Genomic DNA, 23980 nt, shown 5'->3' with positions numbered 1-23980 from the left:
CATGGCCACACTCGTGCACCGCGCGGCCTCCCTGCTGAGCGCGCTGCTGCTGAGCTTGCTGATGCTGCTACCGACGCCGCCAGCCCAAGCACTGACGCTGGCGCATGCGCGCGCCATGGCCAGCGATGAAGACAGCGAGGCCCGCATCGCCGCACTGCATGCCGCCTTGCTCGCCGCCGCGCAAGCACCCGACCCACGCCTGCAGGCCTTCATCCAGGCCCTGGCCGCCGAGCAACTGAAGACCAGCGGCACGCGCCTGCTGATCCTGCACGCCGATGGCAGCGCCGAGGACGCCCTGAGCGGCGCCCCGCTCAACCCGGTGCCGCAAGACCTGGCCGAGGTGATGATCAACAACCGCCTGCGCGGCGAGTTGGACCAAGCCCTGGCCGCGCTGCAACTGTTCAGCGCCAAACCTGCCGAACGCCTGGCCGCCGCTCAGGCTCTGCAACAGAATGCCAGCGAGCAGCAGCTGCCCTTGCTGGACCGCGCGCTGGCCCGCGAGAGCCATGAAGACGTGCGGGCCGAACTGAGCCTGGCGCGCGCCGCCGCCTTGGCCGGCAGCAGCGACCCGAGCCTGCGTCTGCAAGCTGCGCGCGAGCTGGGCCGCTCAAACCGGCCCGCCACCCAGCTGCTGATCAACCAGCGCCTGGCCGAAGAGACCGACCCCAATGTCAAAAGCGCGCTGGCCGCCTCGCTGCGCAAGCTGGAGTCCAGCCTGGCCTGGGGCGAGCGCCTGGGCGAGCTGTTCACCGGCCTGAGCCTGGGCAGCATCCTGCTGCTGGTGGCCCTGGGCCTGGCCATCACCTACGGGCTGATGGGCGTGATCAATATGGCCCATGGCGAGCTGATGATGATGGGCGCCTACGCCACCTATCTGGTGCAGCTGGCCTTCCGCCAGTGGCTGCCTGCCACTGCGTTTGACTATTACTTGCTGGCCGCCCTGCCGGCCGCCTTTCTGGCCGCGGCGGCCGTCGGCGCGCTGATGGAGCGCCTGGTGCTACGCTGGCTCTATGGCCGGCCACTGGAAACCCTGCTGGCCACCTGGGGCATCAGCCTGGTGCTGATGCAGGCGGTGCGCAGCCTCTTCGGCGCGCAGAACGTCAGCGTCGAAAACCCGGCCTGGATGAGCGGCGGCCTGCAGCTGCTGCCCTCGCTGTCCCTGCCCTGGAATCGGCTGCTGATCATGGGCTTCGCCCTGGCGGTGCTGGCCGGCATGAGCCTGCTGCTGCGACGCACCCGCCTGGGCTTGTTCGTGCGCGGCGTGACGCAGAACCGCGCCATGGCCTCCTGCATGGGCGTCAACACCGCCCGCACCGACACCTACGCCTTCGCCCTGGGTTCGGGCATCGCCGGCCTGGCCGGTTGCGCGCTGAGCCAGATCGGCAATGTCGGCCCCGACCTGGGCCAGAGCTATATCGTCGACGCCTTCATGGTGGTGGTGCTAGGCGGCGTCGGCCAACTGGCCGGCACGGTCTACGCCGCGCTCGGCCTGGGCCTGGGCAACAAGCTGCTGGAGGGCATGGTCGGCGCGGTGCTCGCCAAGATCGCCGTGCTGGTGTTCATCATCGTCTTCATCCAGAAGCGGCCGCAGGGCATCTTCGCGATGAAGGGGCGGGTGGTGGAGGCTTGAATGGGGCTGCTTTTGGTTTATTCGAGTCGGTGCGTGGGAAGCGGACTCCGGCCGAGTGCCTCCGCTCATGTCCCCCGGGCGGGGCTGCGCCCCGCCCTCCTCCTTGACTTCGCTTCGACACTCGGCCGAAGCCCGCTTCCAGCCAACGATGGGCGTTCGCCATGCCAGCAAAGGCTGGGCGGGTGCTCTGCGGAACGAAGTCAAGGAGGAGACCCAGGCGCAGCCTGGGGCGGGGGACATGAGTGCAGCAGAGTGCCCGCCCAGCCGCCCTCCGAAACAACAACATTCCCCAGGGCCGATCAATGATTCTCGCGAAGCAGAACTCTCAATTCCTCAGCCCCCGCGCCTGGCTGCTCGTCGCCTGCGCCCTGCTGCTGATCTGCGTGCTGGCGCCGGTGCTGAACCTGTGGGTGCCCGAGGGTCAGGTCTTGCACTTGAGCGACTACGGCGTGGCCTTGCTGGGCAAGTTCATGTGCTACGCCATCTGCGCCCTGGCCATGGATCTGATCTGGGGCTTTGCCGGCATCCTCTCGCTGGGCCATGGCCTGTTCTTCGCGCTCGGCGGCTATGTGATGGGCATGCATCTGATGCGCCAGATCGGTCGCGAAGGCCAGTACCAAAGCACCCTGCCCGACTTCATGGTCTTCCTCGACTGGAAGACCCTGCCCTGGCATTGGCAGCTCAGCGACAGCTTTCTCGCCACCCTGGTGCTGGTGCTGGCGGTGCCGGGCGGCCTGGCCTTTGTGTTCGGCTACTTCGCCTTCCGCTCGCGCATCAAGGGCGTGTACTTCTCCATCATCACCCAGGCCCTGACCTACGCGGCCATGCTGCTGTTCTTCCGGAATGAGACGGGTCTCGGTGGCAACAACGGCTTCACCGATTTCAAGCGCATCCTCGGCCAGCCCATCCACACGGCGCAGACCCGCATGGTCTTGTTCGTGCTCAGTGGCCTGGCCTTGGTGGGCTGCTATCTGCTGGCGCGCTGGCTGACGCGATCCAAGTTCGGCCGCGTGCTGCAGGCCGTGCGTGACGCCGAATCCCGGCTGATGTTCTGCGGTTACTCACCCCTGCCTTACAAGCTCTGCATCTGGACCGTCTCGGCCATGATGTGCGGCCTGGCCGGCGCGCTCTACGTGCCGCAGGTCGGCATCATCAACCCGAGCGAGATGAGCGTGGCCAACTCCATCGAGATCGCGGTCTGGGCCGCGGTCGGCGGGCGCGGCAGCCTGCTGGGGCCGATCGCCGGCGCCTTTGCCGTCAACGGGGCCAAGAGCTGGCTGACGGTCAGCGCGCCCGAGTTCTGGCTCTACTTCCTCGGCGCGCTCTTCATCGCCGTCACCCTCTTTCTGCCGCAGGGGCTGGCCGGTCTGGTCTCCCGATTCAGCACACAGCGAAAGGCAGGCCAGGCATGAGCCCCGATCTGCTCGAACAAGGCCAGGAGCGCCTGGCCGAACAGCAAGGCAAACATGGCGGCGACCGCAGCCCCGGCTACGCCCGCCCGCACCGCGCCGGCGAGCTGGACCTGACCCATGGTCGCATCCTCTACCTCGAAGACGTGCACGTCGCCTTCGACGGCTTCAAGGCCATCAACGGCCTGTCACTGGACATCGTACCGGGCGAGCTGCGCTGCATCATCGGCCCCAATGGCGCGGGCAAGACCACGATGATGGACATCATCACCGGCAAGACCCGGCCCGACCGGGGCGAGGTCTTCTTCGGCGGCACCATCGACCTGCTGCGCCACAGCGAGGCCGAGATTGCCTCCATGGGCTTGTGCCGCAAGTTCCAGAAGCCCACGGTGTTCGAGGCGCTGAGCGTGTTCGAGAACCTCGAGCTGGCCCTGCAAGGCCCGCGCGGCGTCGCGGCGGCGCTTTGGCACCGGCTCAGCGGCGCGCAGCGCGACCGCCTGGCCGAGGTGCTGGAGCTGATCCAGCTGCAGGCCGAGGCGCAACGCCCGGCCGGCCTGCTCAGCCACGGCCAGAAGCAATGGCTGGAGATCGGCATGCTCTTGATCCAGGAGCCCAAGCTGCTGCTGCTCGACGAGCCCGTGGCCGGCATGACCGACCAGGAAACCGAGCGCACGGCCGAGCTCTTTCTGCAGCTGAAGGGCCGGCACAGCCTGATCGTGGTCGAGCACGACATGGGCTTTATCGCCCGCCTGGGCGGCACCGTCACCGTGCTCTGCGAAGGCCGCGTGCTGGCCCAGGGCCCGCTGTCTCAGGTGCAGGCCGACGAACGCGTGATCGAGGTCTACCTCGGACGTTGAGCGGCATGCACACACGATCCATCAACCCTTCCTCCTCCTGCCTGCCATGCTGATCGCCCAGAACCTCCAGCAGTACTACGGCGGCTCGCACATCCTGCGCGATGTCTCGCTGCGCGTGCAGCCCGGCCGCATCACCGTGCTGCTGGGCCGCAACGGCGTCGGCAAGACCACCTTGCTCAAGTCGCTGATGGGCCTGGTGCCGGTGAAAAGCGGCGAGGTCCGACTCAAGGGTCAGGACATCACGCGCGCCAAGCCCTTCGAGCGCGCCCGCGCCGGCATCGGCTACGTGCCACAAGGGCGCGAAATCTTCGGCCGCCTGACCGTGGCCGAGAACCTGGCCCTGGGCCTGGCCACACGGCCGGCCGGCACGCCCATTCCGCCCGAGCTGTTCGAGCTCTTCCCGGTGCTGCAGCAGATGCTGCAACGGCGCGGTGGCGACCTCTCGGGCGGCCAACAGCAGCAGCTGGCCATCGCCCGCGCGCTGGCCGCCGGGCCGCGCCTGCTGATCCTTGACGAACCGACCGAAGGCATCCAGCCCAACATCATCCAGGACATCGGCCGCGTCATCCGCCGCCTGGCCGAGCGCGGCCTGGCGGCCAATGGCGGCCAGCCCATGGCCGTGCTGCTGTGCGAGCAGTACTACGACTTCGCCGAGGAATTGGCCGACGACTACCTGGTGCTGGAACGCGGCGCCGTCATCTCGGCCGGCAGCCGCTCGGAGATGGTCAGCCGCGGCGTGCGCCAGCTGGTCTCGATCTGAGTGAAGCCCGCAAAGCGGCTCAGGGCCGCGGACCGGACGCGTTGGCGCGCGAGGCTGAGGGCAACCACTCGCGGTAAAAGCTCTCGAGGCGCGGCCCCTGCTTGCGGATCACCGCATTGATACCTTCGACCGCCCGCGCCCCCAAGGCCGAGCGCGAGCAACCGACATGCACGGTGGTGGCCGCGTCCGCACCGCGCAGCGGCAGCAGGCGCAGCTCCTGGGTGGGCAGGCCCAGCTCGCGGGCGGCAAAGCTGAGCTCGGTGGGAAAGGCAATGATGGCGTCCACCTTGTCGTCCAGCAGCATGCGCAGCAGGCCTGACACACTCGGGTTGCCGTGGCGCACGCTCAGCCGGGCGCCGACCGGCAGGTTCTTGATCATCTGGTCATAGCGCTGCCCCAACGAGCGCCCACCGGCCACACCGACCCGCCAGCCCTCTTGCGGCAGATGGCCCGGCGGCACCGCTTGCAGCAGCTCGGCCAGATCGACCCGGCCCTGGCCATCGGGCAGCAAGGGCAGGCGGCCTGGGCGCTCGCGCTGCAAGGTGACCAGCTGGTAGGGCAAGGCGGTCAGATAGGGCTCGCTGAAATGCACAAAGGCCTCGCGCTCGGGCAGTCGCAAAAAGGCGGCCACGCAGACATTGGGCTTGTTGCGCAGCTCCACGGCGGCGCGGGCGTAGTTGGCGTCCAGCACCTGGTGCTGCAGCTCGGGCAGGCCGGCCTGGAACAGCAGCAAGGCCTTGTCGACAAAGCCCCGGCCCTGGCCCAGGCCTTGCAGAATGGCCGTGGGCGGCGAATGCACCATGACCCATTGCAAGGTCTCTTTCTCGATCGCCGGGCCGGAGGAGACCGCGGCCTGCGGCGCCTGCGCCCGCGCGGCGGGCGCTCCGAACAGCGCCAGCGACAGAGCCAGCGCGAGCCCGCGGGCACTGACCCGGGCGCGTGCCCCGACCCGCTGCCGCCCGTCGCTGTCTTGCCACGTCTTCTTGCTCTGGTCCACGTGCCGTACCCGCCCCCGCCATCTGCTGGGGCCAGCATACCCGAGGCCAGCAGGGCAGTTCTCACATCGCCCAGAGCCGCGGCGAAGCCTCGTCCAAACCCCAGAGCTCGCGCCGCCAGGCGGCCCGGCACTGCCGCAGCAGCTCGAACGCCGGCTCGACCAGGGGCGCCAGCACGCGCAGCACCAGCAGGCGCTCCTGTGCCGCCGTCACGCCGGCGGTGTCACGCAGCGGGTGGGCCTCGATGCAGGCACGCACGGCCTCCAGCGCCCGCTCGCGCCGCTCACGCGACAGCGCCTCGCCGCCCGCGAACACCAGGCTGGCCAGGCAGCGCCGCCCGGCCAGGCCCAGGGAGCCATCCATCAGCAAGGCGTCGCCGCCGTCGATCAGACCACGCTCCAGCCAGACACCCGGGATCTCCAGATGCTGCTGGAACTGTCCTTCCGCGAAGGGCTGGCCGGCCTGCGGCAGGCCCAGGGCCGTGAGGTCCCAGGCCATCAGCTCGGCGCCTGGCGCCAGCTCAAAGCGCACCTCGTTGAGCGCCCGGCAGCCCGGGTAGGCCAGGGCTTCCAGCGGCAGCCATTCCAGCCGCGCGCCGGCGGACAGGCGGGCCTGCAGGCTCTGCGTGGCCATGGCGCCGGTGCTGCTGCGGTAGAAGCGGGTGGCGCCCGGCGTGCTCAGCAAGGCATGGGCGCCCTCGCCCACGCTCAGTTCAATCTCCAAGCGGTCACCCGCAACCAAACCGCTGGGCGGATGGACCAGCACGTTGTGACAGATCGCCTCGCCCTCGGGGTAGAGGCTTTTCAGCACCCGCAGCGGCCCCTCGTGGCGGTGACGGAGCAGGCAACGGCCGCCCTCCAGCCGGTAGTCCAGCGCCAGCCGGGCTCGCCAACCCAGGCTGTCGGGTGTGCAGGGCAAGGCCTCGCCGCGCTCGGGCTGGGGCATGAAAAAGGCCGGATTCGATGGAAAAACGGGGATGCGATGCATCCCCGTGCGGCTCGCAAGAAGCGGGCCAGATTCGATCCGAAGATCAGCCGCGCTGGCGGCGGCGCACCACGGCCAGCAGGCCCAGACCCAGGGCCATCAGGGCATAGGTTTCCGGCTCGGGCACCGGGGCGGTGTTGATGACAAAGGACAGGTTGTCGGCGTAGCCGTCGTTGTCGCTGGAGTTCAGGCGCTCCATGGACAGGCTCAGATTGATCGTCGTCGTGCCCACGGGCAGGAAGCCCTGGGTCTGGCGGTAGAGCAGGCCGGTCTGGTTGCCGCGGTCGGCCGGGGTGACCGGGCCCAGGGTGGCGGAGCCGATTTCGGTGTTGCTGCCATCCAGGAAGGACACGTAAACCAGGGCGTTGTCGCCTTGGCTGGTCCAGCCGCCCAGGTAGCCGTCGAGCTTGAAACTGGCGCTGCCGGTGGCGATCAGGCTGCTCAGATTGCTGACGTCAAACAGCTGGAAGCCCGCCGAGGCCGGCGAGGATTGACCGGCGAACAAGAAGCTGCCACGGTCGACCGGGCCCGGCTGGCTGGGCAACACCCAGTTGCTGCCGTAGGCGACCGACTGGAACAGGTCCACGCCGGCAAAAGCGGTCCAACCGGCGACGCCGCCTTCGGCGTTGCCGTTGACGATCAGGTTCTGGCCCAGGGTGGCGGCGTGGGCGCCGAAGCCAGCAGCGAACAGGGAAAGCGCCAGAACGCCGCGGGTGATGAGCTTGTGGTTCATGATTTGAGAAATGCTTGAGGTTTCGAATAAAGAGAGCGGATGGATCAGGCGCCGAGGCGGTACTGGTCCAGCAGGGCCGGGCCGGACATGGCCGGATCGCTGATCGAGGCCTCGCCGGTTTCCATATGGCCGGCAAAGCGGCGGCTGTAGTCGCCCTGGCCGGCCACACGCACGCTGAAGTCGTACCAGTAGGCGCTTTCGCGCAGCGGCAGACGCAGGGTGGTGCGGGTCTTGGCGGCCAGGTGGATCTGCTGCGGCGCCACGCTGTAGTACTTGTTGGCCGAGAGGATGAAGGTGCAGGCAAAGCTGCCGCTGTTGCTCAGCTCGATCTGCAGCTCGCCATTGGCCACGTCCGGCGTCACGCGCACCTCGGGGTTGGGCTGGGCGGCCGCGGCCACGCGGCGGGCATTGCCGGTGAAGTGGCGGTGGTAGCCGTTGGGGCCCAGGACCCAGAGGTCGTAAGCGCCGTTGGCGGCCGGTTGCCAGCTGCCGGTCAGCTGCTTGCCGGCTTCCACGGTGTAGCGGCGCGGCAGGGCGGTCAGGTTCAGGCGGTCGTAGACATGGAAGACGGCGGCCGGGCCGCTGATGTCACCCAGGCCGTTGCCGGTGTGGGCAAACTGCAGCTCGACACGGGCGGCACCCACGCGGCCGGCGCTGACCTTGACCGCGGCCGTGGTGTGCAGCTCATACGGCAAGGCACGGGCCGGGCGCGGGCCGGCTTCCTGCACCGGCACGTTCAGCGTGGTCGGCGTGGGCGGCGTGGTGGTGCCCGGCAGGGCGCGGGCGCGGTTGGCCAGCTCCAGGGTCTTGGGCAGCTGGGCGAAGAAGGCGCTGTCTTCCGGGTCGCGGAAGTTGAAAGCCGACGTCAAATCACCGGCCACGGCACGGCGCCAGGCGCTGATATTGGGCTCCATCACACCGAAGCGCTTCTCGATGAAACGGATCACCGAGGTGTGGTCGGCCACTTCGGAGTTGACCCAGCCGCCCTTGCTCCAGGGCGAAATCACGTACATGGGCACGCGCGGGCCAAAGCCGTAGGGCTTGTGCTGGTGGGTGGCCGCCGTGCCGTTGAGGATGTGGTGGTACTCGCCGGTGGTGTCGACGGTGGAGTCACCGGCCAGGTCGGCCTTGCCCGGGTCGGCATCCCAGCTGATGTAGCTGGGGGCGGCCGGCGGCGGCATGTGGTCGAAGAAGCCGTCGTTCTCGTCGAAGTTGATGAACAGAACCGTCTTGCTCCAGACGGCCGGATTGGCGGTCAGCGCTTCCAGCACCTTGGCGGTGTAGTCGGCGCCCTGGGCCGGGCTAGACGGGCCGGGGTGCTCGGAGCCTTCGGCCGTGGCCACGATCCAGCTGACCTGCGGAAGCTTGTCGGCCAGCACGTCTTCGCGCAGCTTGTCCAGATCGCGCGTGCTGATGCCGCGGTCCTTCAGTTGCTGGGAGTAGCCAGGGCGGCCGTACCAGGCGTCGCGGAAGGGGCGGAAACCGGCCAGGGCGTTGTCGGTGAAGTTGTCCGCCATGTTCTGGTAGACCTGCCAGCTGATGCCGGCATCCTGCAGGCGCTCGGGGTAGGTGGTCCAGGTGTAGTCATCGGCCGGATCAGGCTTGAACCAATCGTGGCTGTTGTCGGTGGACGGGCCGTTGCCCTTGCGCAGCGGATCGTTGGTGCCGGTCCAGAGGAACAGGCGGTTGGTGTTGGTGCCGGTCTGGCTGGAGCAGTGGTAGTGGTCGCAGATCGTGAAGGCGGTGGCCATCGCGAACTGGAAGGGCAGATCGGCCCGCTTGAAATAGCCCATCGAGTGGTTCTGCTTGGCCTTGGGCCAGGCGTTCATGCGGCCTTGGTCCCAGCCGGCCTGGGCATCGGGCCAGGAGTGCGGCGTGCCCGACACGCGCATGTGCGCAAAGGTCTGCTGCGTGTTCAGGTGGAAGGGCGCCAGCGCCAGCGGGTTGACCGGCGGGCGGCCGGGCGTGGCCGTCACGGCATTGGGCTGCATCCAGACGCTCTTGCCGTTGATGCCGGTCTTGTCGACCACAGGCACCGGGAAGGGATCGGCAAAACCGCGGACGCCGTTCAGCGTGCCGAAGTAATGGTCGAAGCTGCGGTTTTCCTGGGTCAGGATGACGATGTGCTCGACATCATGGATGGTGCCGCTGCGGACATTGGCCGGGATGGCCAAGGCGCGTTGGATGGCGGGCGGGAAGGCGGTCAGCGCAGCGGCGGCGCTGGCGCTGCGCAAGAAACTGCGGCGGTCTTGGGTGGTCATGGAGGGGGTCCTGAGAATCAGAATACTGGGGAGACCCGACGCTGAAGTCGAGCCGGGGCGCGCCGGGCTTGGATCAAACCGCGCGGCGGCGCAGGACGGCGGCGATACCGATCAAACCGCCCAGCAGCAGCGCATAGCTCTGCGGCTCGGGCACCGGTGCGGCGGTGAAGCTGAAGTCGTCCATGACGAACTCGCCGTGGTTCTGACTCTTCACCTGCACGGCATCGACCAGGCCGGCATAGCCGCTGGCCAGAAAGCTCGGGGTGGCCGAGGGGTCAAGGCTTTGCGAGCTGGCGACACGCTGGCCTTGGTAAAAGAGCTCGAAGCTCAGCACCGCGCCGCTCTGGCCGGCGAACCAGGCGCCGTCAAAGCGCACGGCCTGGCTGAAACCGATCCGGCTGGCGGCGTCTTCGGCCAGGAAGCCACTGGCCACGCGGCCGGCACCCGAGTGGGCGGTGTAGGGCTCGGCAGCGGTGGAGAAGGCGGTCCAGCCGAAACGCGACCAATCGAGGCCGCCATAGTTGAGCGGCACCAGACCATCGGCCAGGTCATCGAAATTCAACACCGCGGCATGGGCGCCGCCGGCAAAGGACAGGCTGGACAGCAGCGCAGCAGCGAGCGCCACGCGGCGCAGGGACTTGGAGCAGGACATGGGGAATTCCTCACAAAACGACAGCGGATGCCGCGCAATCTAGTGAGGCGATTTGCAGACCTGATGACAGTTCCTAGGCCGAATGGCAGGGGGTTTTTGCCATTCGCGTGCGAGGAGCGCGCGCAGCACCCCGGGCTCAGTCGCCGGCCAGCTTTTCCATGAAGAGCGCAAACGGGTCGGCGCGGTGCGCACCGAAGGGCCCGCAGCGGGCAAAACCCAGGCGCTCGAACAGGCGCTGGGCCGAGCGCTGGCGCACGCCCACCTGCAGGCGCAGCAGGGGCTGGCCGGCACGCAAGGCCTCGCGCTCCAGGGCTTGCAAGAGCATCTCGCCCAGGCCGCGGCCGCGCCAGCGGGGCTGCACCATCAACAGCTGCAGCTCGGCCCATTCGTCGTGCAAGAGCAAGGCCGCGCAGGCCAGCACCCGCGCCTGCGCATCGCGCAGCGCCAGCACGCGTGCTTGCGGGCTGCGCAGCAGGGCCAGGTCCGGGGCGCAGGCCGCACGGCCGGCAGGGCTGAGCTGTCGCGCCTCGGCCTCGAACTGTTCGAACAGCGCCCGCAGCTGCGGCTGATCGACGGTTTCGCGCAGCAGGCTCAGGCCTTGCAACTGGCCCGCCGGGCTGCGAATGGCCGAGCGCGGCGGCGGGTCGCCGGCGCGCGCCACCCAGATCTGGGACGAACCAAGGCTGTGGAAGTTCATGGGTCGGGCCTCCGGTGAAACGCGCGCCGCCGGGGCGGCAGACACGAAAGCCATGCGCAGCGGCATGGCACCAAGAACTGGCAGGGCGGAGCGGGCGGTGGCAAGACGGGGCATGGCAGCAAGCCTTTTTGGGGAGACCTGCACCGCAGCCGGGCGGCGGGCAGGTCGATTCGGGAGATGCAGGGTTTGTACGCAAGCGCCATGCCAAGCCCGAGGCCTGGCCGCCGTCCACCCGTTCCACCCGCCCCGGCCTGGCCGACAATGCCCGCCATGCGCCGCGCCGACCGCCTCTTTCAAATCGTCCAGCTGATCCGTGGCCGTCGCCTGTCCACGGCCGAGTTCCTGAGCCAGCGCCTGGAGGTCTCGGCCCGCACCGTCTACCGCGACATCGCCGCCCTGCAGCAGCAGGGCGTGCCCATCGAGGGCGAGGCCGGCGTGGGCTACCGCATGCGCGCCGGCTTCGACCTGCCGCCGCTGATGTTCAGCAAGGACGAAGCCCAAGCCCTGGTGGCCGCCCTGCGCCTGGCCCAGGGCCAGCTCGACAGCGTGCTGGCCCGCCAGGCGGAAGAGGCCATGTCCAAGATCCTGGCCGTGCTGCCGGCGCCAGCCCGCGCCGCGGCTGAGAGCCTGGCCGTGTTCGCGCCGCTGACCGGCTTGGACGAGGCCATGCGCGAACGCCTGGCCCGCCTGCGTGAAGCCACCGAGAACCGCCACAAGCTGCGCCTCGATTACCTGGACCTGGCCGGCACGGCCAGCCAACGCACCGTGCGGCCCCTGGCCTGCTACTTCTGGGGCCCCAGCTGGACCCTGGCCGGCTGGTGCGAGGTGCGGGGCGATTTCCGCAACTTCCGCGTCGACCGCATCCAGAGCCTGCAGGTGCTGGACGAACGCTTCCGCGACGAGCCGGGCAAGACCCTGGCCGATATGCGCCGCGCCTTCGAGCAAAGCGATACCCCCTCGACCGATCGGGCTTGAGCTGGATCAATGAGGGTGCCGGGCTGCCGGCGCAGACTGGGAGTCCGCGAGCTCGGAATCGTCCGGCTTCGCCCCTCTCAGGAGCACATCCCCATGAAAGCCAATGTTGGAACTCTGGACCGCGGCCTGCGCATTGTGGGCGGCCTCACCCTGATCGCACTGGCCGCCACCGGCCAGGTGGGCGTTTGGGGCTGGATCGGGGTGGTACCCGTGCTGACCGGTGTGTTCCGCTTTTGCCCGGCCTACCCCTTGATCGGCATGAACACCTGCGCGCGCAAAGACCTCTGACGCTCGGGCCTATGGCAGACCGGCTAGGCTGCAGCCTTCTTGCTGCCTGAAGATCTCGCCATGCTCTTGCGTCCCCAACTGGCCAGCGTCCTGCTGGCCGCCTGTGCACTCGCCGTCGCCCTACGCGCTCGCGCGGCCGAATCGGCCGTGCCGCTGGAGACCGTGGCCCAGGTTGACCTGACCCGCTACGCCGGCGCCTGGTATGAAATCGCCCTGCTGCCCAATCGCTTTCAAAAACAATGCGTGGCCGACACACAAGCGCGCTATCGCCTGGATGGCAATCGCGTGGAAGTGGTGAATCGCTGCCGCACCGCCTCGGGCGAGGTGGAGCGCACCGCCGGCCACGCCAAGACGATTGAAGGCAGCGGCAATGCCAAGCTGCGCGTCACCTTCTTCTGGCCGTTTTACGGCAACTACTGGGTGCTGGACCTGGACCCGGACTACCAGCAGGTGCTGGTCGGCGAGCCCAGCCGCAAATACGGCTGGATCCTGTCGCGGACGCCGCAAATGGACGAGGCCAAGCTGCAGGCCTTGCTCGACAAGGCCGAAAGCCTGGGCTACGACAAAAACGCTTTCCGACGGACGCCGCAGACCCAGCCGCTGGACTGAAGCAGCTTTCAGGCGCGCAAGGTGCGCGGCCACAGACGTGCCAGCAGGGCCCCGAGGCGCAGACGGCCGGCCGGTTGCTCGATCCAGCGGTAGAAGGAGACCGCGGCCAGATTGCTCAAGCCCCAGGCGGCCAGCATGGCCATCAGGCCCGGCCAGCCATCGCCCAGATCATGGCGCTCGAACAAGGCGTTGATCAGCAAGCAGATCGGGAAATGCACCAGGAACAGGGCATAGGAATGCGTGCCCAGATGCGCCAGCAGGGGCTGCAAGCGCGGCGGTGTCAGCAGCAAGGGCAAGCCAGCTTCGTGACGACGCTGCTGCCAGGCCAGCACCAGGGCGGTGGCCAGGGCCAGCGCGATGCGCTCGCGGAAGTCCAGCAGCAAGGCTGCCAGACCCAGCGCAGCCAAGAGCATCAGCCCCAGACGGCGCTGCGGCAGCAGGCCCAGCCAGTGCACCAAGGCCCCCAGGCCGTAGGCGCCGAAGAAGTACAGGCCCCAGTTGTCCAGCTCGGAATCGCGGTTGAAGACCAGCAAGGACGCAGCCGTCAGCACGGCCACCAGCCCCGGCCCGATCCAGCGCCGCCAGGCGCGCGGCAAAGCCAGCCCGCGGCTGAAGGCGAGCACGCCGGCCAGCAGCGCAAACAGCTGCAGATCGATGGCCACGTACCAGGCACCGACCGTCAGCGCCTCATAGCCGAGCACGCCGTGCACCAGCCCGGCATGGGCCAGCAACTGGCCCCAGCCGACCTGAGCCGGCACCAGCTCGGGCAACCAGCGCGCCACCAGGGCCGAACAGGCCAGGGTCAGCAGCACTGCGCCCATGAACGGCAGGGCCAGGCGCTGGTAGCGACGCGCCAACAGCGAGAACCAGCCCCCCTCCAGCAACTGGCCCTGCGACGACAGCGCGCGCGCCGTCAGAAAGCCACCCAGCACCAGGAACACCTGCACCGCCATGCGACCGTACTGGTAGGCCCAGGCCATCAATGCGGGCAGGAGCTCTTCCACAGCCTCCGCCACCGGGCCGTAGGCGGACAGGTGGTGCAGCACGATCAGCTGGGCGGCGGCGGCCTTCAGGCCGTCGACATGCAAGAGACGAGTGACAGGGGGGCGGGCAACAGGGGTCTTGCTTGAGCTCATGGCCAAGCGCCCGAGGCTTGTGGCCGCGGGCGCAGATTGCGTTCCAGATCCAGGGTTTGGGGCTGCCCGGCCAGCAAGGCCAAGGCCCTGCGCACAATGCAGCAGGCCCCGGTGCCAGCCCGGGGCCCAGCCGCCCCGAGGTGGGGCGGACACATCCGAGAAAACCCTAGATTCTAAACGCCGGCCAGGTTTGGGCGTTTAGAGGCGGATGCCGGCCAGCTCGGCGCTCTTGCGCGGGTGGATCAGATTGACACGGCCCGGCTGGCCATCGGCGCCCTTCATGCGCTCGGCGCCTTGCAGGATCAGGGCCTTGACCTCCACCGCCTTGAGCGCCGGCTTGAGCGCGATCAGCTTGGCCGCCAGATTGGCCACCTGGGGGCTGGCCATGCTGGTGCCGCTGAGCTTCATGCGCGCGCCGCCGGGGACAAAGCTGTCGACCTCAAAGCCGTTGGCATGCACGACCACGGTCTTGCCAAAGGTCGAGAAGCTGGTCTCCTGGCCGGCCGTGTCCACCGCACCGGCCGTGATCAGATTGGGCAGCTCCAGGCCGGCCGGGATGTACTCCTGGAAGTCGGCGCTGTTGTCCTCATTGCCCGAACCGGCCACGAACAGGATCTCCGGTGCGCCGGCGATGGCCGCGCGCAGGGCGTCGCGCTCGATCTTGAACAAGCGGCTCGCTTCCGCCTTGCGTGCCTCGGGCGTGCCGCCGGCATTGTGGAAGGCCAGCGCGCCCTCGTAGGCGCTGGGGCCGTAGCGCCAGCTCATATTGACCACGCGCACACCGGCCTTCTTGAAGCTCTCGACCATCTGGCCGTAGGCCAAGGCCGTGGCGCGGGCCTGGGCTTCGGTGGGCAGCTTGGGTTCCAGCTTGGCGCTCCAGAGCTGGGTGGCCGCGAACACGCGGGCAAAGGGATTGCCATCAACCGCGATGCCGGCGACATGGGTGCCGTGCACGTAGAGGCTGGTCAGGCTCATGTCCTCGCTGAAGCCCTTGACCTGATCGGCCTTGAGGCCGGACATGGTGGCGCGGAACTGGCGCGAGTCCGGCGTGTCCAGGGCCGCACGCTGGTCCATGGCACCTTTGATCAGGCTGCGCAGCTGCGGCCAGCGGCTTTGCGCTTCACCCAGGGGGCGCAGCAGCTCGCGGCTGGGCTTGGCCTCTTCGTCAAAGGCCAGGCCAGCCAGCGGCCCGGCCGGCTTGAACAAGGCCATGTCCACGCCCGAATCCCAGACCGCCACCACCACCGGAGTGGCTTTCGCCTCGGCCGGGATGGCAAAGGTGCGCGGCGTCCAGAGGTCGGCGCGGGCTTGCGTCTGTGTGTTGGCATCAATCACGGCCTGCAGGCCGGCGACGATGGCCGCCTTGTTGGGCGCGAACAGCTCCGCCTGCAAGCGGCTGCTGATGATGGCCAGAGCGATGCTGTCCGGCACCACCATCTTGCCGTTGGTGGCCATGGCATCGATCTGGCTGCGGAAGGCACCCAGCACCAGCTCGGGGTTGTAGGTCTCGGCCCCACCCTTGCCGGACTTGACGTTCTCCTGCACATCGGCCCAGGGCAGCGCGCCATAACGCTTCTCCACCTCGGCGCGCAGCCAGGCGGCGTCGCGCTTCTCCAGCTTCTGCTGCGAGAGCAGATCGGTCAGCAAGCCGGCGCTGAGCTGACCGCCGATCTTTTCCTGCAGGGCGCGCGACTTGGCGGTCCAGGCCGGCACGGCCGCCCAGTCGCCACGCAGCTGGGCCAGGCTTGCCAGGGCGCTGTAGTAGCTGCGCAGGGTCGAGGCGTCCTGGATGTCGTAGCGGGCCAGATCGGACTTGACCTCGGCCTCCAGCTGCGCGCCCATGGCCAGCAACTCGCTCAGCGGCGCGCTCAGGTATTCGCTGGGCAGCTTGGTCAGGGTGACGGTGCGGCGCGGCAGCTGGTCGGCCCGAGTGATGGGCTGGCGGGCGGCGCTGGCAGCCTCGGCCGGCGCGGCAGCGGCGCCCGAGCTAGCAGCGGAGGCGCTCATGGCCAGGGGGCTCAGCAGGCTCAGGGCGGCCAGCGAAATCAGGGTCTTGGCGTGCAACATGTCTGGGTCTGTCCAACAGGACAAAAAGTAAACGATGGCTGCACGATAGAGGCCGGCCCCGGCGGCGCGGGAGCTCAAGCGACGAGCTGCCGGTTCGCCGACATGGGCTGCAGGCGGCGCGCGATGACGCCGCCCGTCCAGGCTCAGCGCCCCAGCTCCGCCAGGGCGGCGCTGACCTGGGTTTCCAGGCTGTGGCCGGCGCGCCAACGCCGCTTCTGCAGCTCGGCCGCGGCGGCCACGATCAGCGGCCGGGCTTCTTGCGCCTCGCCCGCGCGCAGCAAGGCCCGGCCCAGCTGCAGCCGCGCCCAGGCCTGCTGAACCGGGTCCGACGGGGCCTGGGCCAGCTGGATGGCCAGGGCCTCGCGCCGCGAACGCAGGGCCGCGCGCGCCTCGCCCTGGGCCTCTTGCGCCTCGGCCAGCCACAAGAGCTCCTGCGCCACCGGCATGGCGCTGGCGCCCAGCAAGGCCTGCAGCTCGCTGAGGCCCTGCGCATGCAAGGCCAGGGCCTCACGCCCCTGGCCGGCGCGCAGGAGCGCCCGCGCCAGCAGGCTCTGGGTTTCCAGGGCAAACACGCTGCGCTCGCCGTGGATGCGGCGGCGCTGCGCCAGCAGCTCGCGCAGCAGCGGCAAGGCTTCGTCCAGGCGCTGCTGGCCCAGCAAGGCCTGGGCCAGGCCGTGGCGTGAGTTGAGGGTGTAGGGGTGGTCTGGCGGCAGGCGCTGGGCCTTGAGCGCCAGCGATTGCTCGAACCAGGCCTGGGCCTGGACATAACGCTCCTCGCGCTCGGCCAGGGCGCCCAGGCTGTGCAGGGACGAGGCCACCTTGGCCGATTCCGCACCGTCATGCTGGCGGCGGATGTCCAGCGCGCGCTGGTAGTGGCGGCCGGCTTCCTCGAACGCGCTCAGCCGCGTCAGCACCAGGCCCAGGGCCGCGAGCGAATCACCGAGCAGGCTGCCCGTGGCCTGGCCCGGCCGCGCCTGGTAGGCGGCCTCGCGCAAGCCCAGGGCTTCGCGCGCCAGGGGCAAGGCGCGCGGGGCCAGGCCGGCGTTGACCAGGGCCACGGTGAGCTCGTGCAGGGCCAGGGCTTCCTTGTTCAGGTCGCGCTGGGGCAGGCCGCGCTGCAGGGCCAGGTCTTGCTCCAGCAGCTCGATGGCGCGCAGCGAGCGGCCGCTGCGCTGGTAGACCAGGCCCAGCACATGCTTCATCTCGGCCTGCACGGCTGGCTGCTGTTTCAGATCGGCATCGACCCGCGCCGCCGCATCGTCGATGAACTCGGCAAAGCTCTTGGGCTGGCGGCCGATCAGAAAGGGATCGAAGTCTTCGAAGATGGCGATCACCACCTGGCGCACGCGCTTGGCGTTCTCGGCCTCCTGCTGCGCCTGCTGGCGCGCGGCTTCGGCCAGATCGCGCTGGTGCACCAGGCTCCAGCTGAAGCCCAGGCCCAGCAACAGCACGCCGGCGCTGACCGACAGCGCCAGCCAGCGCCGCCGCAGCAGCTTGCGCAGCACATAGGGCCCGCGGCGCGGCAGCGCCTCGATCGGCAGCTGGCGCTGGAAGCGGCGCAGATCGGCCTGCAGCTCGGGCACGCTGCGGTAGCGCTGCTCGGGCCGCTGCTGGGTGGCCTTGGCGATGATGGCCGCCAGCTCGGCCCGGCGCAGTGGCGAAGGGCCCGGCCCCTGCGGCTGGTGCAGCTGCAGCAGCTCCTGCAGCAGGCGCCCCAGGCTGTAGACATCGCTGGCCGCGCTGACCGGCTGCCAGGCCAGCAGCTCGGGGCTGGCAAAGCGCGGCGTGGCGCCCAGGCTGCGCGGCCCATCGGTGGCGCCGGGCTGGCGCTCGCCGGCGGCGCTGCGCCCCTGCAGCTGGGCCACGCCAAAATCCAGCAGCATGGCCCGGCCATCGGCGCCCACCAGCACATTGCCCGGCTTGACATCGCAGTGCAGCACCAGCTGGCCGTGGGCGTAGGCCAGGGCTTCGCAGACCATGGAGAACAAGGCCAGGATGGCCGGCAGGCTCAGCTTCTGGCGCGCCACATAACGGTCAATCGCCTCGCCCTCGACATACTCCATCACCAGATAGGGCAGGCCGGCCGGCGTGCTGCCGCCGTCCAGCAGGCGGGCGATGTGCGGGTGGTTGAGCGAGGCCAGGATCTGGCGCTCGCGCGCCAGCTGATCGAGCGAGGCGGGGTTGCCGCTCAAGCCCAGCAGCAGCTTGATGGCCGCGCGCTGCTGGTAATGGCCGTCGTTGCGCTCGGCCAGAAACACCTGGCCCATGCCACCGCGCCCGAGCTGGCCGACCAGGCGCCAGGCGCCCAGCACATCGCCGATCTCGGGGCTGGGCGGCGGCGACGACGACAGGGCGTCGCCCACCCGGCCTTGCGTGGCGGGCCGGGTGGTCTGGGCCTCGGTGGCCTGGGGCAGCGCCTCCGGCGCAAGCGTGGCCCAGGCGTCCAGCGACAAGCGGGTGCTGTCCTCGTCGCCCGGTGGCGCGGCGGGATTCATCGGCAAGTGTTCCTCAAATCAGACGCACTCAGACCGCCGAACGCTGCAGCTGCAAGCGCGGCGCGGCGCTGCGCTCCAGCACCCGGCCCAGCACGGCCGCCGACCCAAAGCCATGGCGCGCGAACACCGCTTGCGCGGCAGGCAGTGCCTCGGGCGCACAGGCCAGCAGCAGGCCGCCGCTGGTCTGCGGGTCGCTGAGCAAGGCCAGGTCTTCAGCCGAGAAGCCGGCGGGCAGCTCCACCTCGGCGCCGTAGGCCGCCCAGTTGCGGCCCGAAGCCCCGGTGATGCAGCCCTGCGCCGCCAACTCGCGCACGCCCTCGATCAGGGGCACGGCCGACCAGTCCAGGGCCAGGCTGCAGCCCGAGCCGCGCGCCATCTCCAACGCATGGCCGGCCAGGCCGAAGCCGGTAACATCGGTCAGCGCATGCACGCCCGCCAGGGCCGCCAGATCCGGGCCCGGGGTGTTGAGCCGGGTGGTGCTGGCCAGCATGCGGGCATAGCCCTCGGCGCCGAGCAGGCCTTTTTTCAGCGCGGCGCTGAGCACGCCCACGCCCAGCGGTTTGCCCAGCAGCAGCACATCGCCCGGCTGGGCGCCGGCATTGCGCTGCACCCGCTGCGGGTGCACCAGACCCAGGGCGACCAGGCCGTAGATCGGCTCGACCGAATCGATGGTGTGGCCGCCCGCAATCGGGATGCCGGCCCCGCGGCAGACCGAGGCGCCACCCTCCAGCACGCGGCCGATGGTGGCCGTGGACAGGCGCGCGATCGGCATGCCCACCAAGGCCAGGGCCATGATGGGGCGGCCGCCCATGGCGTAGACATCGCTGAGCGCATTGGTGGCGGCGATGCGGCCGAAGTCGAAAGGGTCATCGACGATGGGCATGAAGAAATCGGTGGTGGCCACCAGGGCCTGCTCGTCATTCAGGCGGTAGACGGCCGCATCGTCCGAGGTTTCGATGCCCACCAGCAGCTCGGGCGGCAGGGGCATGCCGGCCTGGCTGCTGCGCAAAATCTCGCTCAAAAGGCCCGGCGCGATCTTGCAGCCGCAGCCGCCACCGTGGGACAGGGAGGTCAGACGGGGCTCGTCGACGGGTTCGCGGGGCGGGTTGGCTGACATGGCAGGGCTCGGGAGACGACGCAGGGCCGAAAGCATAGCCGCAGCAGCCTGCTCCGAGATGGACGACAAATTCATCCAGGCTGCGTACAGTGCTTCAGGCACTGCCGCTCCGACTGGCCACCATGCCTGAGTCCAGCCCCTCATCCTCTTTATCCGCGTCATCCGCCTCCGCTGCCACCTCCAAGCCCACCCCGGCACCCCCGGCACCCTCGAGCCCGCTGAGCTCGCGCCAGCGCCGCGACCGGGCCGTGCTGCTGGGCCTGAGCGTATGCCTGCTGCTGGCCGCCTGGGGCAGTGTGCTGCGGGTGCGCGAGGGCATGGCCCAGGCGCAGGAGCAGACCCGGCGCAGCGGCCTGCAGCTGGCCGAGGCGCTCGACCATGAGCTGGACATCCACGTCTACAACCTGCTGGCCATGAAGTACCTGGCCGAGCGTTTTTTCAGCGGCCGCATCCGCGGCGCCGAGAACCCGGTGATCCGCCTCCATGCGCGCGACGGCGGCCAGGCTTACGAATCGCGCCTGCCGCCCCAGTTCGGCGACCCGGCCTCGCTGGGCCGGGTCACCGGCTTTGGGCCCTTGCCCGCGCTGGACGACCCGGTGGCCGAGGAGCTGACCATGGCCGTGGGCCTGACGCCGCTGATGCGTGCGATTCGCGAACGCAGCCCCGATGTGCCCTGGGTGCAGTACACCTCGGCGCGCCATTTCATGTTCGTGTTCCCGGCCAAGGGCGCGGAGACCTTCCAGTTCCGCCCCGAGCTGCTGGGCCGCGAGTACTTCGCCCATGCCCGGCCCGAGGCCAACCCGGAGCGCCGGCCTTTCTGGAGCCAGCCCTATCTCGACGCCGGTGACCGCGAAGCCATCGTCACCGTCACCCAGCCCATCGACCAGAACGGCCAGTTCCGTGGCAGCGTCAGCATCGATGTGCGCGTCAGCAGCCTGCAGCGAGGGCTGGCCGCTACGCCCCTGCCCCATGCCCATGTCCACCTGGTCGATGCGCGAGGCCGCAGCATCGTCGCCGTGGCGCCCGCGCCGGGCCAAGAGGACGACAGCGAGCTGCGCCCCCACATCCGCCTGCGCCTGCCGCTGAAAAGCGCGCCCTGGGCGCTGGAGCTGCGCCTCAGCGAGGACGACCTGCTGCGCAGCAGCCTGCACAGCAGCGCCGGGCACCTGGCCACCGTTCTGGTGCTGGCCCTGAGCCTGGGCTTTGTCTTCACGCTGACGCGCAAGAACCGCCAGATCGAAGCCCTGGCCCAGCACGACGCCCTGACCGGGCTCTACAACCGCCGCCATTTCGACACCCTGGCGCCGCAGCAATGGGCGCTGGCCCAACGCCAGGGCTGGGCCCTGGGCCTGGCTTTGATCGACATCGACCACTTCAAGAAATACAACGACCACTACGGCCACGCCGAGGGCGACCAGGCCTTGCGCGCCGTGGCCCAGGCCCTGCAGGCGGCGCTGCGGCGCAGCTCAGACCTGCTGTTCCGCGTGGGCGGTGAAGAGTTCGCGGTGCTGCTGATGCTGACCGAAGGCCAGGCCCTGGAGCCGGTGCTGGCGCAGCTGAACGCCGCCGTGCGCGATCTGCACCGCCCCCACCAAGCCAGCCCCAGCGGCCAGCTCAGCATCTCCATCGGTGCCACCGTGCTGGGCCGGCCCACCTGGCTGGACCTGGGCGCCGCCTACCGCCGCGCCGATGAAGCCCTGTACGAGGCCAAGGCGGGCGGGCGGGACCAGATGGTGCTGCGGATGCCGCCGGAACCGCCAGCAGACGTGGGTTGAGGCGGCGAAAACTCGCCGCCTGCGCCTCGCCCCCCCGGGCTCAGGCGTCAAAGCTCAAGGCGCAAAGTAGCGGCTGGCCACGGCCAGCAAGGGCAGCATGGCGCCGAGGACCAGAACCAGCTTCTGCGTCCTGACCTGGAACAAGGCCAGGTGTTGGCTCGGCGGAAAGGGCCGGCTGAAACCGCCCGTCCAGATGAGCGGGCAGCTGAACCCCAGCAAGGCCCACAGGCAGAACTGCAGGGCCAAGGCCCCGGCCACGCGGTCACCGGCGCCAGCCGCAAGCGTCGCAGCGCCCACGGCACATGCGGCAGGGATGGCAGCGCAGAGGATTCGATGCTTCAGGCCTTGCTGCAGAAGCAAGAGCAGAGGCTGCGATGGGCTTGTAGTTCTCACAAACGCTCTCCCGTAGAGGGTTCTGACCGGCAAGCAGAGTTGCTGCTATGGCTTGGTGGCCACAGCTGGCAGCCGAGCAGCAAGCGGCAGCTTGCCAGCATGACTCCGCTCAAGATGATAGCCAGGTCGCCAGACAGCCTGGAACCATGGGGAACCCCAGCCTCGCATTCATCAGAGGGTCGCCAGATAGACCAGGCGGGCGCGCCCCAGCTCGACCTCGCACCCCATGCCCTCGGCGGGAGCCCCGGTTCCGTCGCCAAACCTGGCACTTCGAAAGCTGCACTCCGCATCTCGATAGGCGGCCCACTTCGCCTTCCCAATCAGGTTCAAAGGCTTCCAGGTAATGCCGGTACACCGGTTCGGTGCACCAGTCGTTCCGAGCGATCGCTGCACGCTGGCGCGCTTCGAACTCCACTCGGACGTTTGGCCAACGAAGGACATGCATGCAAACTTCGACAAACTCCGTCGGCGCATACGGAGGCATCTCAAGAAACGCCGCTTCAAACTCACCTTGCAATTCAGGATTCGCTGCGATGATTTCGAATGCTTCAGAGGCAAATGGCAGCGCATCAGGCGCGTCAAATATGACGCTCAGCTTCGCCTCCGCTTCGCGCGCCAACTGGACTAACTGCTCGACAGGTGTCACTGTGGGCCCAACGTTCGAGCTGAGTGGCCGCAGCCAGCTGGCCGCGCGGAGGTGAGAATGCAATGACAAAGTAGCGCGGCCAGATGGCGAAGGTCCACTCGAATGCTGGGTTAGGCCGCGAATTTTCAGTGCTTTGGCTGTGCAAGGAGTTTCTCCGCCACCAGGGCTACGGCGCTGACGATGCCGCCAACGACTTGGAGTTCTTTGTACACAGCACAACTAACACTTGGGAAGTCTCCTTCGATGGCGGCTGCAGTGTAGTAGCGGACCCAAGGAACCGGGTGTTCACGGGCGAGCCGAAGTACACGATCTTCTCCGTCGGGCAGCATCTTGCGAAGCATGTGGACGAGCGCCACGCACTCCGGAGCGATCAGGTCGCGAATCTCGTAGCGACCAGAATCCTCTAGATACCCAACACACGAAGCGCAAAGCACCAAGTTCGATTCGATCTCTTCAGCGGGAAGCAGGACAGGATCTTCCAACAGCGGCCTAACGTTGGCATTCAGCCGACCGGACGGCGCAGCCGGCCAGGGTCGGCTGCAATGACAGGTTAGCCGTCATCGCCGCACCGTCTCAGACTGCCAGGCATCGGCGAAGGAATTGGCGGCGGCCTCAAAACCACCAGCCTCGGACTCCAGGGTCTTGAAGAAGGGATCATCAAGCGCATCAAAAGGGTCCGGCGCTTCAACGTTGGCCTCTGCGTGTGCGTCAAGCAAGCTCTGACGGACTGCTCTGTCCCTTGGGAACGGCGAGTCAAACCAGGCAATGGACTTGGCAATCAGTTCCGCCGTCTTTGGCATGCCCAGCTTATGGAAGGCGTCGAGCGCTTCGGGAGCTAGCACTCCCGTCGAGTTCCCATAGAACTGATGGAAGCCGCCGTTGCAAATCTCGGATTGACACCAGTGCGCAGCGAAGAGAACTCGTGAGACTTCGGGGGCCGCTTCATAGTCAGCCACAAACCGCTCGCCACCGTCGTAAATCGAGATGGTGTCCCACACAGGTCGAACAGGGTTCCAGTAGTCCATCGACTGATCCTGCCTGTCGGCTACGCGAGCGGCGGCTAGGCACGCAAGGCCAAGAATGAAATGAGGGCCTGAAGTGGCAAGCCGTTGCGAGTCGGCTCGAGCGCCAGGTTAGGCTGCAGCATCACTTTCGAATCCTTTCAATCAGCACCGCAACCAAGAAGCCACAGACCACGCCTCCAGCTAGATAGATTTTCGCGTCAAGCCAAGACTTGATGCCGGCAGAGTGCGCAAGCAAGAGACCTGCGCCCCCACCGGCAACAGCGAGCAAAACATGGACCGTTCGATATGACGCCATTGAGCTCCCGCCTAACGTTGAAGCTAACTGGCCCGCGACGGCAAGACGCCGCAGGGCCAGAATGAAATGAGGCCCGAAGGCGGCATGCCGTTGCAGGTCCAGTTGAGCGGAATACGAAGGGACTTCCCACCTTCAGGCAACGGCGTCAAAGCGCCAAGATTGGTGGTGTTGGTCATCAATC

General features: G+C 68.5%; 21 protein-coding genes. 8 read left to right on the top strand and 13 right to left on the bottom strand.

The genetic code is table 11. The features are described from left to right. The first annotated feature begins 1 nt into the window (after nt 1). The 4 genes from urtB (at nt 2) to urtE (ending at nt 4656) form a co-directional block, all read left to right on the top strand. Nucleotides 2–1630 (top strand): urea ABC transporter permease subunit UrtB, encoded by a 1629-nt coding sequence (gene urtB / locus AC1Q6P_RS23085; RefSeq protein ID WP_492666110.1) that lies wholly within the window; start codon nt 2–4, stop codon nt 1628–1630. 302 nt (nt 1631–1932) lie between these two features. Then, complete coding sequence (gene urtC, locus AC1Q6P_RS23080; protein ID WP_492666111.1) at nt 1933–3042, top strand: urea ABC transporter permease subunit UrtC; 1110 nt, start codon at nt 1933–1935, stop codon at nt 3040–3042. After that, nucleotides 3039–3896: an urea ABC transporter ATP-binding protein UrtD gene (gene urtD, locus AC1Q6P_RS23075; RefSeq protein WP_492666112.1), complete on the top strand. Its 858-nt coding sequence runs from the start codon at nt 3039–3041 to the stop codon at nt 3894–3896. The genes urtC and urtD overlap by 4 nt, the downstream gene beginning before the upstream one ends. A 46-nt stretch (nt 3897–3942) precedes the next feature. After that, a complete protein-coding gene (urtE, locus tag AC1Q6P_RS23070; protein ID WP_492666113.1) occupies nt 3943–4656 on the top strand; it encodes an urea ABC transporter ATP-binding subunit UrtE in 714 nt (237 codons plus the stop codon). A gap of 19 nt (nt 4657–4675) precedes the next feature. Here the strand turns inward: urtE and AC1Q6P_RS23065 are convergent, their stop codons facing one another. From AC1Q6P_RS23065 to AC1Q6P_RS23040, 6 genes are all read right to left on the bottom strand, one after another. Continuing rightward, nucleotides 4676–5653, bottom strand: coding sequence for a TIGR02285 family protein (locus tag AC1Q6P_RS23065; RefSeq protein WP_492666114.1), 978 nt, complete (start codon nt 5651–5653; stop codon nt 4676–4678). Between the two features lie 61 nt (nt 5654–5714). Continuing rightward, nucleotides 5715–6548: an urease accessory protein UreD gene (locus AC1Q6P_RS23060; protein ID WP_492666127.1), complete on the bottom strand. Its 834-nt coding sequence runs from the start codon at nt 6546–6548 to the stop codon at nt 5715–5717. A gap of 133 nt (nt 6549–6681) precedes the next feature. Then, a complete protein-coding gene (locus AC1Q6P_RS23055) occupies nt 6682–7368 on the bottom strand; it encodes a PEP-CTERM sorting domain-containing protein (RefSeq protein ID WP_492666115.1) in 687 nt (228 codons plus the stop codon). Nucleotides 7369–7412: 44 nt separating this feature from the next. Beyond that, nucleotides 7413–9629 (bottom strand): phosphocholine-specific phospholipase C, encoded by a 2217-nt coding sequence (locus AC1Q6P_RS23050; RefSeq protein WP_492666116.1) that lies wholly within the window; start codon nt 9627–9629, stop codon nt 7413–7415. Nucleotides 9630–9702: 73 nt separating this feature from the next. Continuing rightward, nucleotides 9703–10281, bottom strand: a complete 579-nt coding sequence (locus tag AC1Q6P_RS23045) for a PEP-CTERM sorting domain-containing protein (protein ID WP_102769174.1) — start codon at nt 10279–10281, stop codon at nt 9703–9705. A gap of 136 nt (nt 10282–10417) precedes the next feature. Further along, entirely contained in the window at nt 10418–10978 is a 561-nt protein-coding gene (locus AC1Q6P_RS23040) for a GNAT family N-acetyltransferase (protein WP_492666117.1), read from the bottom strand. 270 nt (nt 10979–11248) lie between these two features. Here AC1Q6P_RS23040 and AC1Q6P_RS23035 point away from each other — a divergent pair, with 270 nt between their 5' ends. The 3 genes from AC1Q6P_RS23035 (at nt 11249) to AC1Q6P_RS23025 (ending at nt 12850) form a co-directional block, all read left to right on the top strand. Further along, nucleotides 11249–11953, top strand: a complete 705-nt coding sequence (locus AC1Q6P_RS23035; RefSeq protein ID WP_102769727.1) for a helix-turn-helix transcriptional regulator — start codon at nt 11249–11251, stop codon at nt 11951–11953. A 93-nt stretch (nt 11954–12046) separates the two neighbouring features. Beyond that, nucleotides 12047–12241: a YgaP family membrane protein gene (locus tag AC1Q6P_RS23030; protein WP_102769172.1), complete on the top strand. Its 195-nt coding sequence runs from the start codon at nt 12047–12049 to the stop codon at nt 12239–12241. Nucleotides 12242–12301: 60 nt separating this feature from the next. After that, nucleotides 12302–12850: a lipocalin family protein gene (locus tag AC1Q6P_RS23025; RefSeq protein ID WP_492666118.1), complete on the top strand. Its 549-nt coding sequence runs from the start codon at nt 12302–12304 to the stop codon at nt 12848–12850. An 8-nt stretch (nt 12851–12858) separates the two neighbouring features. Here the strand turns inward: AC1Q6P_RS23025 and AC1Q6P_RS23020 are convergent, their stop codons facing one another. The 4 genes from AC1Q6P_RS23020 to selD all read right to left on the bottom strand — a co-directional run bounded on the left by AC1Q6P_RS23020 (nt 12859) and on the right by selD (nt 19665). Continuing rightward, a complete protein-coding gene (locus tag AC1Q6P_RS23020; protein ID WP_492703344.1) occupies nt 12859–13938 on the bottom strand; it encodes an acyltransferase family protein in 1080 nt (359 codons plus the stop codon). Nucleotides 13939–14184: 246 nt separating this feature from the next. Continuing rightward, the gene (locus AC1Q6P_RS23015) at nt 14185–16053 is read right to left on the bottom strand and encodes a S8 family serine peptidase (protein WP_492666120.1); all 1869 of its coding nucleotides are present in this window, start codon (nt 16051–16053) and stop codon (nt 14185–14187) included. A 143-nt stretch (nt 16054–16196) separates the two neighbouring features. After that, on the bottom strand, nt 16197–18548 hold the full coding sequence (locus tag AC1Q6P_RS23010; RefSeq protein WP_492666121.1) for a serine/threonine-protein kinase: 2352 nt from the start codon (nt 18546–18548) through the stop codon (nt 16197–16199). 28 nt (nt 18549–18576) lie between these two features. Then, nucleotides 18577–19665: a selenide, water dikinase SelD gene (selD, locus tag AC1Q6P_RS23005; protein WP_492666122.1), complete on the bottom strand. Its 1089-nt coding sequence runs from the start codon at nt 19663–19665 to the stop codon at nt 18577–18579. A gap of 122 nt (nt 19666–19787) precedes the next feature. On the opposite strand from selD, the gene AC1Q6P_RS23000 reads away from it, so the two are divergent. Beyond that, the gene (locus AC1Q6P_RS23000; protein ID WP_492666123.1) at nt 19788–21440 is read left to right on the top strand and encodes a sensor domain-containing diguanylate cyclase; all 1653 of its coding nucleotides are present in this window, start codon (nt 19788–19790) and stop codon (nt 21438–21440) included. A 54-nt stretch (nt 21441–21494) separates the two neighbouring features. On the opposite strand, the gene AC1Q6P_RS22995 is transcribed toward AC1Q6P_RS23000, so the two are convergent. The 3 genes from AC1Q6P_RS22995 to AC1Q6P_RS22985 all read right to left on the bottom strand — a co-directional run bounded on the left by AC1Q6P_RS22995 (nt 21495) and on the right by AC1Q6P_RS22985 (nt 23504). After that, nucleotides 21495–21737 (bottom strand): hypothetical protein, encoded by a 243-nt coding sequence (locus AC1Q6P_RS22995; RefSeq protein WP_492666124.1) that lies wholly within the window; start codon nt 21735–21737, stop codon nt 21495–21497. A gap of 867 nt (nt 21738–22604) precedes the next feature. Further along, on the bottom strand, nt 22605–22961 hold the full coding sequence (locus AC1Q6P_RS22990) for a hypothetical protein (protein ID WP_133155288.1): 357 nt from the start codon (nt 22959–22961) through the stop codon (nt 22605–22607). 75 nt (nt 22962–23036) lie between these two features. Continuing rightward, a complete protein-coding gene (locus AC1Q6P_RS22985; protein WP_492666125.1) occupies nt 23037–23504 on the bottom strand; it encodes a DMP19 family protein in 468 nt (155 codons plus the stop codon). Nucleotides 23505–23980: the final 476 nt, after the last annotated feature.

The sequence above is a fragment of the Roseateles sp. GW835-FHT13E02 genome (assembly GCF_058794035.1).
The sequence above is the reverse complement of the archived record's forward strand: the minus strand, read 5'-3'. Positions and strand labels throughout refer to the sequence as shown.